At 45.2% G+C, this 15,715-nt stretch carries 16 protein-coding genes; 3 read left to right on the top strand and 13 right to left on the bottom strand.

The features are described 5' to 3' along the window. The first annotated feature begins 208 nt into the window (after positions 1-208). Together Ami103574_RS08075 and recN are read left to right on the top strand one after the other, a co-directional pair. The gene (locus Ami103574_RS08075) at positions 209-658 is read left to right on the top strand and encodes an arginine repressor (RefSeq protein ID WP_163066412.1); all 450 of its coding nucleotides are present in this window, start codon (positions 209-211) and stop codon (positions 656-658) included. A 24-nt stretch (positions 659-682) separates the two neighbouring features. Next, positions 683-2,356: a DNA repair protein RecN gene (recN, locus tag Ami103574_RS08070; protein WP_163066410.1), complete on the top strand. Its 1,674-nt coding sequence runs from the start codon at positions 683-685 to the stop codon at positions 2,354-2,356. 179 nt (positions 2,357-2,535) lie between these two features. Here the strand turns inward: recN and Ami103574_RS08065 are convergent, their stop codons facing one another. The 4 genes from Ami103574_RS08065 to Ami103574_RS08050 form a co-directional block, all read right to left on the bottom strand. Next, positions 2,536-3,030, bottom strand: a complete 495-nt coding sequence (locus tag Ami103574_RS08065) for a shikimate kinase (protein ID WP_163066408.1) — start codon at positions 3,028-3,030, stop codon at positions 2,536-2,538. Positions 3,031-3,184: 154 nt separating this feature from the next. Continuing rightward, entirely contained in the window at positions 3,185-5,152 is a 1,968-nt protein-coding gene (locus tag Ami103574_RS08060; RefSeq protein ID WP_163066406.1) for a bifunctional 4-hydroxy-3-methylbut-2-enyl diphosphate reductase/30S ribosomal protein S1, read from the bottom strand. Next, positions 5,139-6,422 (bottom strand): replication-associated recombination protein A, encoded by a 1,284-nt coding sequence (locus Ami103574_RS08055; protein ID WP_163066404.1) that lies wholly within the window; start codon positions 6,420-6,422, stop codon positions 5,139-5,141. Before Ami103574_RS08055 ends, Ami103574_RS08060 begins: the two co-directional genes overlap by 14 nt. A 115-nt stretch (positions 6,423-6,537) precedes the next feature. Continuing rightward, positions 6,538-7,149 (bottom strand): SPOR domain-containing protein, encoded by a 612-nt coding sequence (locus Ami103574_RS08050; RefSeq protein ID WP_163066402.1) that lies wholly within the window; start codon positions 7,147-7,149, stop codon positions 6,538-6,540. A gap of 418 nt (positions 7,150-7,567) precedes the next feature. Between Ami103574_RS08050 and Ami103574_RS08045 the strand changes: the two genes are divergently transcribed. Beyond that, positions 7,568-7,726 (top strand): zinc-ribbon domain-containing protein, encoded by a 159-nt coding sequence (locus Ami103574_RS08045; RefSeq protein WP_163066400.1) that lies wholly within the window; start codon positions 7,568-7,570, stop codon positions 7,724-7,726. 68 nt (positions 7,727-7,794) lie between these two features. Here the strand turns inward: Ami103574_RS08045 and Ami103574_RS08040 are convergent, their stop codons facing one another. The 9 genes from Ami103574_RS08040 to Ami103574_RS08000 all read right to left on the bottom strand — a co-directional run bounded on the left by Ami103574_RS08040 (position 7,795) and on the right by Ami103574_RS08000 (position 15,689). Beyond that, positions 7,795-8,607, bottom strand: coding sequence for a BKACE family enzyme (locus Ami103574_RS08040; protein ID WP_163066398.1), 813 nt, complete (start codon positions 8,605-8,607; stop codon positions 7,795-7,797). A 40-nt stretch (positions 8,608-8,647) separates the two neighbouring features. Continuing rightward, entirely contained in the window at positions 8,648-9,439 is a 792-nt protein-coding gene (locus Ami103574_RS08035; protein WP_330586970.1) for a cyclase family protein, read from the bottom strand. Positions 9,440-9,509: 70 nt separating this feature from the next. Further along, positions 9,510-10,718: an MFS transporter gene (locus tag Ami103574_RS08030; RefSeq protein ID WP_163066396.1), complete on the bottom strand. Its 1,209-nt coding sequence runs from the start codon at positions 10,716-10,718 to the stop codon at positions 9,510-9,512. Positions 10,719-11,065: 347 nt separating this feature from the next. After that, positions 11,066-12,481, bottom strand: a complete 1,416-nt coding sequence (locus Ami103574_RS08025; RefSeq protein WP_163066394.1) for a sigma-54 interaction domain-containing protein — start codon at positions 12,479-12,481, stop codon at positions 11,066-11,068. A gap of 107 nt (positions 12,482-12,588) precedes the next feature. Continuing rightward, complete coding sequence (locus Ami103574_RS08020; RefSeq protein WP_163066392.1) at positions 12,589-13,113, bottom strand: hypothetical protein; 525 nt, start codon at positions 13,111-13,113, stop codon at positions 12,589-12,591. Further along, positions 13,113-13,877 carry a hypothetical protein gene (locus Ami103574_RS08015; RefSeq protein WP_163066390.1) on the bottom strand — a complete coding sequence of 255 codons (765 nt, stop codon included), beginning with the start codon at positions 13,875-13,877 and terminating at the stop codon, positions 13,113-13,115. Before Ami103574_RS08015 ends, Ami103574_RS08020 begins: the two co-directional genes overlap by 1 nt. Beyond that, positions 13,861-15,126: a DUF5702 domain-containing protein gene (locus Ami103574_RS08010; RefSeq protein WP_163066388.1), complete on the bottom strand. Its 1,266-nt coding sequence runs from the start codon at positions 15,124-15,126 to the stop codon at positions 13,861-13,863. Before Ami103574_RS08010 ends, Ami103574_RS08015 begins: the two co-directional genes overlap by 17 nt. Next, complete coding sequence (locus tag Ami103574_RS08005) at positions 15,123-15,536, bottom strand: TadE/TadG family type IV pilus assembly protein (protein WP_163066386.1); 414 nt, start codon at positions 15,534-15,536, stop codon at positions 15,123-15,125. Before Ami103574_RS08005 ends, Ami103574_RS08010 begins: the two co-directional genes overlap by 4 nt. After that, positions 15,537-15,689, bottom strand: coding sequence for a Flp1 family type IVb pilin (locus Ami103574_RS08000; protein ID WP_246213111.1), 153 nt, complete (start codon positions 15,687-15,689; stop codon positions 15,537-15,539). It abuts the gene before it with no gap. Between the last annotated feature and the right edge of the window lie 26 nt (positions 15,690-15,715).

Here is a 15,715-nt window from a genome sequence, read left to right as displayed (position 1 = left end):
TACACGAACTGAAATCACATTATTATTTCATTTTATCACGCAAACACATGTTTGTCCACCCGTGTATATGCAATTCGTCTGCTGCATAAAAACTTTTCATTCGGGACCATTTTGCATAAACAATAATTCTTATTGTTTATTCCTGTATAATTATGTTATAGTATTCATGTAATGTATTTTATTTTAAAAGCTATTCGGAGGTAATTACATGCGTTATTCGAGGCAAAACAAAATATTGGACATCATCAATAATTTTGAAGTGGAAACACAGGAAAAGCTGGCATCTTTATTAAAAGAAAGCGGTTATGACGTGACCCAAGCCACCATTTCCCGGGATATCAAAGAATTACAGCTAATTAAGGTTCTGTCCAACAGCGGGAAGTACAAATACGCGCTGGGGAATTCCATCGAAACGCCTATTACCGACCGGTTTCTTAAAATATTTAAGGAAACGATTCGCAGTGTGGCACATTCCTACAATCTGATTATCGTCAAGACCTTGTCTGGATGCGGCAGTGCTGCCGGTGAAGCCATCGATTCATTGAACGTTCCCCACGTGGTTGGCTCCATTGCTGGAGACAACACCCTATTGATTATTGTGGACGATGCAGAAAATGTCCCGGCTTTAGTAGAAAAATTTAACGATTTATTGCAATAATATTCCCTTGGGAGGTTTATCACTATGATTTCTCATCTGCATGTGAAGGATTTTGCTATTATCGATGAAATGGATGTGGATTTTCACACCGGCCTGAACATTATTACCGGCGAGACCGGCGCTGGTAAATCCATCATCATCGAAGCGGTCAGCCTGGCCCTGGGAAGCAGAGCAGATACGGCTTTTGTCCGCTCTGGAAAAGACAAGGCAGTAATCGAGCTGATTGTTGAAGACTGCCCAAAACCAGCCTTCGTGCTGTTGGAAGAAAACGGTATTCCGGCAGATGAAGGCCAAATCATCATTAAACGGGAAATTTCTGCCAGCGGAAAAGGTGTGTGCCGAGTGAACAATCAAATTGTTTCGGTATCTTTTCTCCATGGGCTCTGTAAAAAACTAGCAGACATTCACGGCCAGTATGACCATCAATCTCTGCTGGACCCAGAGCTTCACATCACCTTGCTGGACCTGTACAACAGTGCTGAGATTTTGCCGGTTCAAACTCTGACCCAAAACTTTTATCAAGAATACAAAAGCCTGAAAAGTCAGCTGGAACAACTGCTGGCCAACGCCGCCGACAATCAGCGAAAATACGACTTTATCAGCTTTGAACTGAACGAAATTGACAATGCTAACCTGATTTCTGGCGAGGATGAAACCTTAGAAGAAGAAATCCTGGCTCTGCAAAACAGCGAAAAGATATATGGCAATCTGTCTAATTCTTACGAAGCATTATACGACAATTCTCCTTCCGTACTGGAAGCTTTGTCCAAGGTCCAAGACCAACTGCAAGACATTGCCCCCTATTCCAAGGCTGTACAAGACTTGCTGGCGGATTTCGATGATGCTTACTACAAGCTGGAGGATATCAGCCGCGAAGTCCGGAGCATCCGGGACCACGTGACCTTTTCCCCGGAGCAGCTGGACCTGGCCATTTCCAGAATGAACGTCATCGACAAGCTGAAACGAAAATATGGCGGCTCTATCGAAAAGGTGCTGACTTACCGACAACAGCTGGAGGCGGATTTAGCCACCATTGAAAATATGGACGAGACCAAAGAAGCCATAACACACCAGCTTTCAGTCTGTGAAGATCAGCTGAAACTAGCCTCACAGCGTCTCTCTACTCTGCGCAAGACGGCCGCTGCCGAGCTTCAGGTTAAAATTAAAGCTCAACTTCACGAATTAAGTTTTAACAGTGCTGAGTTTGAAATCAGTTTGACGAAAAATCCTTCTGGGTACACTGCCAACGGCGTGGACACCGTGGAATTTCTCATCAGCACCAACCGGGGAGAACCTTTGAAACCTCTGGCTAAAATTGCTTCTGGCGGGGAAATGTCCCGGATTATGCTGGCTTTCAAAAAAATCATCGGCGACTATGATGATATTCCTACCATGATTTTCGACGAGATAGATACTGGCATCAGCGGAATTGCTGCCAGCGTGGTGGGACAGAAGCTGAGAGAAATTGCTGAAAATCATCAGATCATCTGCATTACCCACTTGCCTCAGATTACCGCCTGCGGCAGCTATAATTATAAGATTGTCAAGAGCTCCGACGAAACCTCCACCTATACGACGGTGGTCCCTCTTTCCCCGGAGGAAAAAATCCAGGAGGTGGCCCGTCTTCTAGGTGGATTGAATATTACCGAAGCCACCTTGAAGAGTGCTGAAGAGTTGATACAAGCTTCTCTAGCCTAGTGCTTTCCTAGATGGTACCTTTCGAGAGCAAGTTACTCTTGCTATACTGCCCGTTAACCTAAAAAGCTTTTAAACCTGGTTTCTTTACCCTTTGGCTTAAAAGCTTTTTTTATATCCTTTTCAGTTATGCTCCCACCGACAGCTTGATGTACTATAGGTCCTTTCTTTACAATCATCCATTATCCGATTGCCTTCATAATTTTTTCAATGGTCTGCTCTACCGTCAAATCGCCTGTATCCACCGTAATATCTGCATTGGCCTCGTACAAGGGGATTCTCAAGTTATAGATATCCTTTAATGTTTGCCCTGGTCCCATGGTAATGCCCCTGGTCGTAATGTTATCCAGCCGCTCCTCTATGGCTTCGAAAGGAACTTTCAGGTAGACCACCAGGCCCTTTTTCTTAAAATGCCGAATGGCTTCCGGGTAATAGACAGCACTGCCTCCCGTGGAGATGACCGTGTTTTCCGTATCGATGCTGCGTAGGACGTATTCTTCCACCTTCTGAAAATAATCGTTTCCCTTTTTATCGATCAAGTCTTGCAGCAAAGCACCTTCCCGCTCTTGAATCAGCAGGTCCGTGTCCATGAACCGCATACCTACCGTCTTAGCTAGAACTACACCCACCGTACTCTTTCCGCAGGCTGGCATTCCTATTAAAATCAAATTCTTCATCCTGGTTTCGCCTCCTCCGCAAACTTCGTTTACTACGCTGGACCTCTTTTCCATCCATGCTTCTGGGAGCCGCAGAGCAAAATACGCGCTCTTCCGCTCTACAAAAACAGCGGGACGTATACGCCCCGCTGTACTGGCCATTTAAAGATGTTGCTTATTCTTCATCCTCAGCTGCCACTTCTTCTGTCTCTTCGTCAACTGGAGCATCTAAAGTTTCCTTAATGCTCAAGCTAATCCGCTTTCTATCTCTGTCGATTTCCAAAATCTTTGCGGAAACTTCCTGTCCAACAGAAATTTCATCCGCAATATTGGTCACACGCTTGTGTGCAATCTCAGAGATATGTACCAGACCGTCCAGACCTGGCTCTAACTCTACAAATGCACCGTATTCCTTGATCTGTACGATCTTTCCGGAAATAACCTGACCAATCTGGTACTTTTCATCGATAACAGACCATGGTTCTGGCTTGGTCTGCTTTAAGCCCAGAGAAATCTTGCCCTTTTCGTTGTTCATGGAAAGGACCTTCACTTCAATCTTCTGCCCAATGGAAAGAACTTCCTGTGGGTGCTTCAGCTTGCCCCAAGAAATCTCGGAGATGTGCAGCAATCCGTCGATACCGCCGATGTCTACGAATGCACCGTAGTCAGTAAACCGCATAACAGTACCTTCTACTACGTCGCCTTCGCTCAGGCTGCCCCATACTTCGTCGATCTTCTTCTGACGTTCTTCTGCCAAGTAAGCCTTGTGAGAGAATACCGCCTTGCCCTTCTTCTGATCTACGCGAGTTACTCTTACCGGAAGAGTTTTGCCGATAAATTCTTCTGCTTTATCCACAAACTTGTCCGATAACTGGGAAAGAGGAATAAATCCGTACACTTCCTTGTAAGCTGCAATTACGCCGCCTTTGACTTCTTTAATAACCTTAGCGTTAACAAATGATTTATCTTCAAGAGCACTATTGATTTCATCCCAATGCTCGTTCACTTCTAACTTTTTCTTAGAAAGTAGAATGTTTCCGTCGCCGTCATCAGTCTTCAATACCTTAGCCTGGATTTCATCGCCTTCTTTAAATAAATCGGTAAGCTTTTGTTCTCCTTCCAGTGTTAATTCGTCCTTTGGTATAATACCGTCCTTCTTGCAGCCAAGATTGACAACAACTTCTCTGTCAGTCACCTGAATTACAGTACCATCTACGATCTCTCCGCCTCTCGGCAGTCTTAATGACTTCTCAATTTCATCCATTAAGCCGTGCATTAAATTTTCTTCATTGTTTTCAGTGAGAAATTCACTCATGTTAGCAATAACCTCCTTAATTAAGCGTTCAGGAGTCGATGCACCTGCCGCGACTCCTATTTTATTACATAATTCAATATCTTTCAATGGTAAATCTGCTATATTTTCAATAAAATATACTTTTTCGCAATGTTTTTTTGAGAGATCATATAATTTCTGGGAATTTGAGCTGCTTCGGTCTCCGATGATTAACATGGCATCCACTTTTTCTGCCAGTTTCTTACAGCTTTCCTGCCGGTCCCGGGTAGCGCTGCAGATGGTATTGTGCAAATCCAATCCGCAGCCTTTTTCCGCCAGCCTAGAGAGAATAGCCTCAAAGTGACTTTGCTGGATGGTCGTCTGGGCCACCACAAAATAGTTCCCCGGTTCCAGCTTGTCCGCTTCCTCCAGAGAATTAATGATGAATGCCTTATTTCTGCACCAGCCATTTATGCCGCGAACTTCGGGATGCTCCTGATCGCCCACAATCACTACGGCTTCGCCTCGGTCAGCAGCTTCTTTCACCAGCTTATGAATCTTTTTTACAAAAGGGCAGGTTGCATCGATAAGCTGAAAGCCAATCTGCTCTGCCTGCTCATAAAAAGCTTGTCCTTCTCCATGGGAACGGATAATGACCACATCTTGCTCGGAAGCCTGGGACAACTCATCGATAATCTCCACGCCTTTTTCCCGCAGTCCGTCAGTGACGTTCCGGTTGTGAATCAGCGGACCGCAAGTATAAACCTGCTTCGTACCAGCAAACTGCTCTGCTGCTTCCTCGGTTATGTCCATAGCCCGTTTCACCCCGAAACAGAACCCTGAATTTTTCGCTAGTTCAATCCTTGCCATTTATTTTCCTGACCCCTTCTAAAAATTTTTTAAATGCTGCCTCGTTGCCATTTTCTGTCGGCTGATAGTAGTGAACGCCTTCTTGGTAGAGATTGTCCGGTAAATACTGCTGTTTCACATAACCACCGTAATCATGAGGATATTTATAGTCGATGCCGATGCCTCTGCTCTGTGCTCCTGAGTAGTGAGAATCTTTCAGATGCAAGGGTACGTCATCGATGACCTTGGTCTGGATATCCCCCATAGCTTTGTTAAGGGCCATATATGCAGCGTTGGACTTAGGAGAAGAAGCCAGAAGCACCACTGCCTGAGCCAGATTAATCTGGGCCTCGGGAAAGCCCACCATGAGAGCTGCCTGAATGCAGGAATTCACAATGGTAATAGCCGAGGGATAAGCCATGCCGATATCTTCGCTGGCCATGACCAGCAGCCGCCTGCCAATCATCTGTAAGTCAGCCCCGCCATTTATAAGCCGCCCTAAATAATGAACAGCAGCATCGGGATCACTGCCTCGAACGGATTTCTGCAAAGCAGACAGCAGGTTGTATCGATCTTCGCTTTTATCAAAAAAAGCGGTCTTCCGTTGCATAGCCTCCCCCACCAGCTTGCTGGTCAGCTGTTCGCCAGGATTTAAGTTTTCCGCTATAAAGCCCAGGGTATCCAAAGCCACCCTGGCATCTCCTGAACTCAATTCTGCCAACACCCGCAGAGCCTCCTCCTCATAGGGAATGTGTAGGTTGCCTAGGCCCCGATCGGTCTCCGTCAAGGTATAGGTCAAAATCTGCACCAGATCCTCGGTGTTGTGGGGTTTGAACTCGTAGATGTTCCTCACCCGGCTGAGAATGGCATTGTTGATGGAAAAGTACGGATTTTCCGTCGTACTGCCGATAAAATGGATAACGCCTTCCTCAATGGCCTTCAGCAGCGTATCCTGCTGAAGCTTATTCCACCGATGAACCTCATCCACATATACATAAGTGGTCTGCTTCTGAATGCCGAAAAATTTCAACTGAGCTCGGTCGATGATTTCTTTTAATTCCTTAATGCCTGTAGAGGTTGCATTTATCTCCGAAAAGTCTCCGTCCATTTCCCGGGCAATAAGCCGGGCCAAGGTAGTCTTCCCCGTGCCGGAGGGCCCGAAAAAAATGGCGGAATCAAAGGTACCGTTTTTTATAGAATTATAAAAGAGAGAGCCTTTGTACATAAAGTGGCTCTGCCCGATAAAATGGTCAATGCTGTCTGGTCTCATCCTGGTTGAAAGAGGAATCATATGTTCTGCCTTTCTTCTCCCGGCCCTGAGAACCGTTTTCATCTCAGGTCCAGCTTTGTATAGTTTCTTTGTTCTCTAGTTTAAATTTCTTCATTAGCTTGCTGTAATGTTCTTCTTATCGAGGCGTGATAAAGGCGTCTGCATACTTTGTTCCCACCAGGGAATTCATGGTGGTCACCGCTTCCTCTTTCTGTTGGAAAAGCTGGCTCACTACCTTGTAGGCTCCGTCTTTCTCAATGATTTCGGCGGTGATACCGCTGGCCTTCAGCTCCGAAACCAGGCTTTCTGCACTCAACTTGGTGGTGAAACTGCCAAACTGAATACAGTAGCCATTAGTTGTATCAGTCCCCGTGCTCTGTTGCACCGGAGTCACATTCAGCTTATCCTCCACCACACCATCTTTGCCGCCGGAAGAGTCCGGCTGGACCGCCGGCCCGCTGGTGCCCTGCTCCTGAACGCCCTGCTCTCCGTTTTTATCGCCTTCCGGTTCCTTCTGTGGGTCGTCCTCTTTCAGAAAAAAGCTTAAAAACTTTTCAATCTGGAACCCCTGGCCCGCCAGGTCGTCCCCTTTCTGACCGCTGTCATGAAACAAGGGGTAGATGATAAATTTTGCTGTTCCATATCCCAGCAATACTGCCATACTTATTATAACAATAATTGCTGTAAAATTCACCTTTGTTTTTTGGCGAAACCCATTTCTCCGCCTTTTTCTTCTAATCGGTCTCATGATCCCCTATCCTCCTACTCCTTGGCAAGTACAACTTGATAATTCATTCTATGATGTGTGACGAAAAACATTCAATTTATTTGTTTGCCTATGAAGCTTTCCTTATGCTTTTACGACGATATATTTGTTTTTCTCCCGACGCTAGAGCCTTCCGATTAAACCATCTCCAGCATTTTAATTAATTTGTTGTATTTTTCGCTGAATTCAGAAATAGTTGTGGACTTTTCTTTTCCGCCACTATATAATGAACTTATCAAATATTTAAAATAGCTTTGGCTCGATCTGACCATGGAAAGTTCTCTACCGGAAACTAATGTCCCTAGCATCTGTACGGAAAAATTTTCAATCTGCATCGTCTCCCATTTCGATATTTTAAATATTTAGAAACTTTTTTTTTAAACATGGAGGAATAAAGATTATGGAAGACAGAACACTTATTTGTCAGGATTGCGGAAGCGAATTTGTATTCACTGTTGGAGAACAGGAATTTTACAAAGAAAAGGGTTTTGACAATGAACCAAAGAGATGCAAAGAATGCAGGGACAAGAAAAAGCAGGAAAGACGCAGAGATCGTTAATCACTAAAACAGTTAAAAAGACCGGAGTTTCCGGTCTTTTTTTTGCGCTTCGATTTATCTAATAAATATCAAAGATTTAAAATATGTCTAGCATCCTCTGGGGTGGCTGCATCGTTTCCGGCCTCTCGGATGATGGCCCTTGCCCGGGCTACCAACTGAGTATTTGTGGCCAGCTGCCCGCTTTTATAATACAGGTTATCCTCCAACCCTACCCGTACATGGCCCCCCAAGGCAACAGCGGTCAGGAGAATGGCAATATTATTCTTTCCAATACCTAAGGCCGACCAAGTGGAGCCCTCTGGAATCAGGCCCTTTAAATATACCAGATTTTCTACGGTAGCCGTAGTCCCTCCAGCTGCTCCCAGCACAAACTGATAGTGCAACGGTGCTTTTAAAATACCCTTTTTCAAATAATAGAGGGAATTATACACCATGCCTGCATCGAAAATCTCAATCTCTGGCTTGACGCCGTATTCCTGCATGGTCTGGCCCAGCTCCTCCAGAAAGTGCGGCGGATTTAAAAATAAGCTGTTGTTCATCCAATTCATGGAACCACAATCGTAAGATGCCATTTCTGGCCGGAGGGCTTTTAAATGAGCCTGCCGGGTTTCGTCGGTGGCATTTAAGTCTCCAGAGGTCGTGCAATTGATGATGATGTCACACTTCGCCCGGATAAGCTGTACGGTTTCGGCAAATTTATCTTTATCCATGGTCCCTTCGCCTTTTTCATCCCGCATGTGCAGGTGAGCAATGGCAGCGCCCGCCTGATAACATTCGTACACGTCATCGGCAATTTCCTGGGGTGTCATAGGAATATGAGGGTTCTGCTCTTTTTTAGGCCATGCTCCCGTAGGGGCGATGGTAATAATAGTTTTGTTCATAGGTGAATATCCTCCTTCTGTCGTCTGTTCATTCGTACGGCTAATCTTCTTCTACAAAGGCTACTGCTCGAATCCAGCCAGCGCTGGCAGCTTTTATCTTCACCGGGAAACAGAAGAAATGACTGCCTGTTATCGGCAGGGCTTCCAAGTTCGTCAGTTTTTCAATATGACAATAAGCCTTGACAGCTCCCGCCCGGTGGCCTTCCCAAATTAGCTCTTTGTCATGGGTTTTATTAAAGTCTATCGCTTCTATAGGCAGAGGACGATCCCAGCTCCAGGCATCCGTGCCCACTACCCGCACCCCCTGATTCACCAACCAAAGAGTAGCTGCTTTAGACATACCACAGCCGGAGGACAAATATTCCGCTCTGCCCCACTTTTTGCTGGCCCCCGTATTGACAAGGATAATGTCGCCAGCCTTCAACGTATAGTTAATCTTTGTAAAGTATTCTTGGAAATCTTCCGGTTCTACCTTGTAGCCGTCCGGTTTTTCCCGGAAATCTACCACCACGGCGTGCCCATGGAACCAGTCCAGGGGAATTTCGTCGATGGTCCAAGCTTTTTCGCCGCCGTTCATCGTGGGGTAATAGTGATAGGGAGCATCAATATGGGTGCCTCCATGAGTAGAGATTTTTAAAAACTCTACCGCCCAGCCGTTTCCCTCCGGCAAATCGTCCAACGTCGCATCGCCAAAATACTCCAGCATATCCTTGGCGGTATCCTTGTGATTCTGATAGTCAATATAAGGTCTATAATCCGGCGGATCGCTAGGCAATCCGCTTTCTACTGCAATACTCAAATCGATGATTTTCATGTTTTTTCCTTCCATCATGTTCATTCCTCCTAACACGTATAAGTACAATTCTGATAGTCTATCCTGTCATTTCCGCTTCCCCTTTTTCCTACTGCTGTGCCTTTCCGCTAGGCAGGAAAATCATACCTAAGAAGGATAAAAAGAAGAAGATGGAGCAAATCCCCAGGCCCATGGTCAAGCTATATTTTGCTGCTATGATTCCTAAGGCAAACGGTGCAATAGCCGACAGGCCTCTGCCAAAGTTAAAACAGAATCCGGTACCGGTAGCTCGGACCTCCGTCGGATACATCTCCGGGAAATACGAGCCAAAGATGGTCGTAAAGGATACGAAAAAGGCGTATACCGGCCCCAGCATCAATAACATGTTTGGCTCTGTAGCATGAAGGTAAATCGGTAAAGTGATGGTCAATCCTAAGAAAGTAATCATTAAGGCCACTTTTTTTCCTAATTTGTCAGCCACGACACCGAATACATTCATTCCGATAAACATGCCGACGTTAAGAATAACCATAAACTTAGCCATAGTAGCGGTATCCAGCCCTTTTTCTGTCACCAGGAGAGTCGGCAACCAAGTAGAGGCGCCCCAGTACCCGCTAAAAGCAAAGGCCGAAACCGCTGTAGCAATGATGGTATTCTTTCTGAACTGAGGAGAAAAAATCTGGCTGATAGGTGCCTTAGCTGCTTTGCTGTTCTTCGCTTCCAATCTTTTTTGTTCTTCCCACTCCTTGGATTCCGGTACGGCAAAGTACATATACAGCGCCGGAATAATAGCCAGGGCTCCAGTCAAAAACAGCACTCGCCAGCCATATACAGGAATGAGGATACCTGCGAAGAAAGAAGCAAAGCCAGAACCTACCGGGAAGGAACTCAAGGTAAAGGAAGCCGCTTTTCCTCTCAGGCTCGGTGCCCAAGTCTCGTTAATGTAGGTAGATAGCACTGCCCACAGGCCACCCAAGCCAAACCCAGCTAGAAAACGTAAAACCATAATGACCGCCCAACTCTGGGCGAAGTAAATCGCTGCGGTCAACAGTCCAAAGGATACTAAGCTGAACAACAGCGTCTTTCTTCTGCCGTAATTGTCCGCCATCCATCCTACAAATAGAGAACTGAGGCCGATGCCCAGCAGGGTAATCGTGCTCAGCAAGCCGCCCTTTTGAGTGGAAATGTTCAAATCTTGAATAATTAGGGCCAGGGACATGGCCAACAGCGACAAGTCAAAGGCGTCGAAAGTATAACAGGCAAAGCCGCCGAATAGGACTTTCCACCTTTGTGGATTTCTTTCTAATGTTTCGTTCATGGTACATTCTCCCTTTCTTAAAAAAATAATAACTCCGCGGACCAGCTTCGTGATACCTGGTCCAGATCAGCAGTTTTTAAGCTGCACCCTTATATAGAGCAAATTCCGTGCCAACAAAAAATAAAACCTTTTATTTTTCTTAAATGCAGTCAAAACAAGGGGTCCGCCTCTTTTCTCCCCGCTTCCTGCAATACTTCCGTTTGAAATAAAAAAAGAAAGTGTAAACTTTAATTTACACTTTCCATGAGTAGCGGTTGATATTCATTCATAATTCAGCATTTCACCAAAATGTAAACTTTAATTTACGTAAATAAAAGTTTACATATTTTCTCCGTTCTGAGTTATCTTTACTGTTTTATACCGTACTCCTTCATCTTCTTATACAGCAGTGTTCTAGATATCCCCATCTCTCTGGCACACTGAGTCTTGTTATCCCCGTATTTGGCCAGGCTCTCCAACAAAATTTCCTTTTCTAAATTTTTCTTAGCCTGGCGAATCAGCAAACTTCCCTTCTCAGCGGTTCTGCCTAGCCGCCTCAGCGCTTTGTTCTGAAAATACTCATCAAAGTGTTTCCATTCCAACATTCCGGTCAAAGCCATGTTCATCCCTCGCTCCACAACATTTTGCAGTTCTCGAATGTTTCCTGGCCAATCATATTCTCCAAACCGCTGGAGCACCTGAGGCTGAATCCCTTGAACATTAAGGCCCAGCTGAAAATTGAACTTTTCTATCATACTGTCCACCAGCAAGGGAATATCTTCTGTTCTCTCCCGTAGAGCCGGTATCCGAATACTCAGCACGTTCAACCGATAGAATAGATCACTTCGGAAAGCATTGCTGCTGACCATCTTCTCTAAGGAAGTATTGGAGGCGGCAATTAACCGGATATCCACGGGAATACTCTCCTTGCCGCCAATTCGTTCGATTTCGCTTTCCTGCAAGGCTCTCAGCAGCTTTGGCTGTAAGATTAACGGCATCTGATTAATCTCATCCAGAAATAGGCTCCCTCCGCTGGCCATTTCAAACTTTCCCTTTTTACCCTTTTTATCAGCCCCTGTAAATGCTCCATATTCGTAACCGAATAATTCTGATTCAAACAGCTCCGCCGGAATAGCCGCACAGTTAATCTTAATTAAAGGCTTATAAGCCCGTTGACTTAAGTCGTGAATCGAATGAGCCACCAGCTCCTTACCAGAACCGGTCTCCCCCTCAATCAGCACAGTAGAAGAGGATTTGGCCGCCCGCTGAATCTGCTCTTTCAGCCGTCCAATCAATGGGCTTTCACCGATGATATCATCAATACTGTATTTGGACTTCCGCAGCTGCTTCACTTCCTGTTTATAGTAATTCAATTCATCCATCATGGCGTTTAACCTTCTGGAAAAGGCCACCGCCGTCTTTTCACTGTGAAAAAGCACATGAATAAACCCTGCTACCACCTGGCCTTCCTTAATGATGGGAATATAGCTGCACCATCCCTGTTCCTGCTTCTCATTGACAAGCGGAGCGGGAACACCAATAAAGGATTCTTTTGTCTTTAAAGCCTCATGAATTTTGGTGGTGGGAAAGACTTCTCGCACAAACTTTCCTTTGATGTCTTTCAACTGAAGACCGTAATACTCCTCCCAGGACTTGGTAACATGCACATACCTGCCCTCTTGATCCGTGATGACAGCTACATCCAGCTGATCCACAATTAATTTATAGATATCTTCATCAAATACAAAATCTGCCACCGTCTCTTCTCCATTCCACGTTTTCATAAAAGGGCTGCTGTTCTCCTCATTTTATCCTAAGAAGGTCTTTTGCGCAACGGCAACTTCTTCAGAAGCAGGCAATAGGGCTTCTTTCGTTGTCACTGGCGCATTCTTTACCGATCCCAGCCACAGAGGTATACTTCCCGTTTCAGCTCGCTTATATAGCTCAAAATTCCCTCCGTTGACAAAGTTAGTTCGGTCAGCTTTTCTATCACCCGAGTTACATACTCTTGACATCGATGGTTTTCTGGCTGCCACAGTTGCAAAAATAACCTCAGCTTCTCTGATATGCCTGGTACATCCCCTTTGACATGCTCCGGCATAAAACGAATCCGCTGCTGATGTCCCGCCTCATCTGCATACAAACTGGTTTTTCCCAATTTATAGCGTTCCGGCCGGATTAGGCGATTGTGTGCCTCTTTCATACATAGTACCAGTTTCTCTATAACTTCTAACAACTCATAGGGATTTTGCAGTACATCCACCTGAATCTGCCGAAATCCCGCTCGATGTTCGGTTATCTCCAGCTTTCCCTGCCGCTCTACAAAAGACAGCGGCAAAAAACAGCTACAGCTGCCAGATGCCAAAATTTTCACTTCAAAATCTTCAACTTCTCCAATCTCATATCTGCTCTCCATCAGCTTCCTCCACATTTTAAGCACGGGGTATAGCCCCGTTGGATGGCCTGGCTCTTTTCAATCTCTCTCACATACCGTTCCACGGAAGGACAGCTTGGCCGATGATAAGACTGGCCTTGATTATAGAAACAGTAAATGACATTACCCTTTTCCAGTTCTGCCGCTTCACAGATGCTGCATGGCTTAAACCTTTTTTTAATAGAGCTATTCAAAATGGTCTCTGTCGCTGCCACCTTTATATAAGAACAATTTTCTTGATGATACTTCTTGCCTGCCACCGGAAAGATCCACACTATTTCCGAATCCTCCTGCTGCTCCATCTGAGAAAACTCCCCCGGCAGGCCATATCTGCTGCTACCCACAAACGCCCTAGCTAAGATTCGTTCTTTCCCTTGGAAAACATCATAAAAGGAAATGGGAAAATGGGGGTCCATTTCATATTCTACCTGAAAAGAGATCAGCTTATCCATGTACCCGTTACCATACAAATACCTAAATCTTTCTACCGATATCCCCTTGCAGCTTGTCTCTTGCCGCAGACGCTTTTCGACTCGCCCCGGAAACCCAATTGCCGCTAGTTGTCCTGGTCCCGTATAGGACTCGATGCTCAATCTTCTAGTCTCATCAAAGGCCGCACTGATGATGGCTTCTCCTGCACAGTCCACCTTAATCAAATAAGCAATGGTGAGGATGCTCAAAACAACCAAGGGAAGCAAAATGGCCGTCTCTACCCCTATATTGCCCTTCTTAGTATTGTTGAACATAGCTGAACTCCTGTCCGCTGACTTTAGCCTCAATCTGTAAGCCCACATAACAATCCTTTATGTAAAAATTTTGGTCAAAGCCCCCCTGCATATTAATCTGAATGAGATCCATCATCCGCAGCAGCTTTGCTTGGCGATCCTCCAGATAGAGAAATATCCGCAAATAGTCCTTATAGGTAATCCCATTGTCTCCTGCCGGTTTCACATAAGATGCGGTCTTGGTGCCATTTATGGCCGTTTCTAAATCCAAGGCCCAATCTCTTGAATTTTTATATAGCGCCACCTTTTCACCTGCTACAAGCAGCTCCACATCATTGACCGATTCCCCATAGGCCCAAGCCTCTGTCAGGGCTATAGCCGTCAAGGCGGCCTCAGGTCCGGGAGTCAACAGGGCGGCCATCTCTAGCACTTGATTGCGCTTTTTCAGATCTCCATAAATATGAGCAGAGTTAAGAATCATTCTCAGAACTTTAAAGTCATTAATAAATTGCAACCGGTTTTCTCCGTCGGTTTTCTTTCCATAAAGAATATATTCTAACTCATTCTTAAAAAAAGTTTCTGTTCGGCTGCCCCAGCCCAGATTGTAATTGAAATGTTCAAGGGCATATTGATCTACTAACAGCCGATTCGTTGCTTTGGAAAACAGATCTTCCAAAGGCGGCAACCCCTCTGTAATTCTAGCAGCAAGCTCCAGATTCCTCCCTTCAACGCCTCTGGAGGGAAGGCTGTTAAGGACTTTCTCGTTGATTAACTGAGCCTTTCCCTCATAAATCTTTTCTGCTTTTTTCGGTGGATTCACCTGTGGGTGTTTCATATAATCTACCAGGTCCTTCTCAAAATTATCGATATCTAAAAGACTGAACGAACTTAAATTACTGCTTACCTGAGTTAACTTGGGCTTGATATAATTCACTCGGTATTGGCTCTCCTTCTTTTGAAAACTACCATTTGCATAAAAAGCCAGTTTATCATCCACCTCCTGATTGTAGCCGGAAAAAGCCATAAGTCCGTAATTTTCCTTTAAAGCCAAGTGGTATTCTGAAAGCACGGAACGTCCTGCCCCCTGCAATACGCAATCATAATAGGAGTAACTGGAAGCACCAGCAGCGGCAATCACCAGCACGGTTGCCGCCATAATCAGGCAGACAAAGATCATGGAAAGCAGCACCGACATACTCCCGCGCTTATTCCTTCTAAATAGCTTAGGCCGCCTGTTCCCTCCTGCCCACAGATAATACAGTTTCTTCACGGCTTTATCATATCCACCTTTCGTATATATTCTCTTTCATCAATTAAATACACTTCTCCCTGATGCTGTCGAAATAAAGGCCCCGCCACTAAGGCATTTGCCCTATAACCGTGGCTTGACTGTCCATGCAAGACTGTCATCAGGCCTTCCTTTCGCTCCCCAAAGGCAATCTGCTGACCAAACGCCCCTCTTCCATATTTATCAGAAGGCGTAAACTGGCTTTCCTCTAACCGGGTCCCGGTCTTTGCTAACACCATAGCTCTTTCCCTCAGTTGAAAGTCTAGATTGCTCTTCATGGCCGCTCCTACATACATAGCAATCATCAAATAGATTACTGCCATCACCGTACCGATTACCAAAGGATAAATCATAGCGGCTTCCACCATGGCAGACCCTCGCTTACTGCCCATTTAAAACCCACTGTTCATCAGATTTGAAAAGGTGCCATTAATAAATTCAGTAATTTGATTTTTGAAAATTAAACCAATACCGATAGCGATGGCAATTAATATCCCTACTTGCACCATTTCCATCCCCTTTTTATTGTTTCTCAGTTTTTTCATTTTCTCTTTCCTCCTTTTGTTTTTTC

This window comes from Aminipila butyrica (assembly GCF_010669305.1).
In the GTDB taxonomy this organism is placed as follows: Bacteria; Bacillota; Clostridia; order Peptostreptococcales; family Anaerovoracaceae; genus Aminipila; species Aminipila butyrica.
The sequence above is the reverse complement of the archived record's forward strand: the minus strand, read 5'-3'. Positions and strand labels throughout refer to the sequence as shown.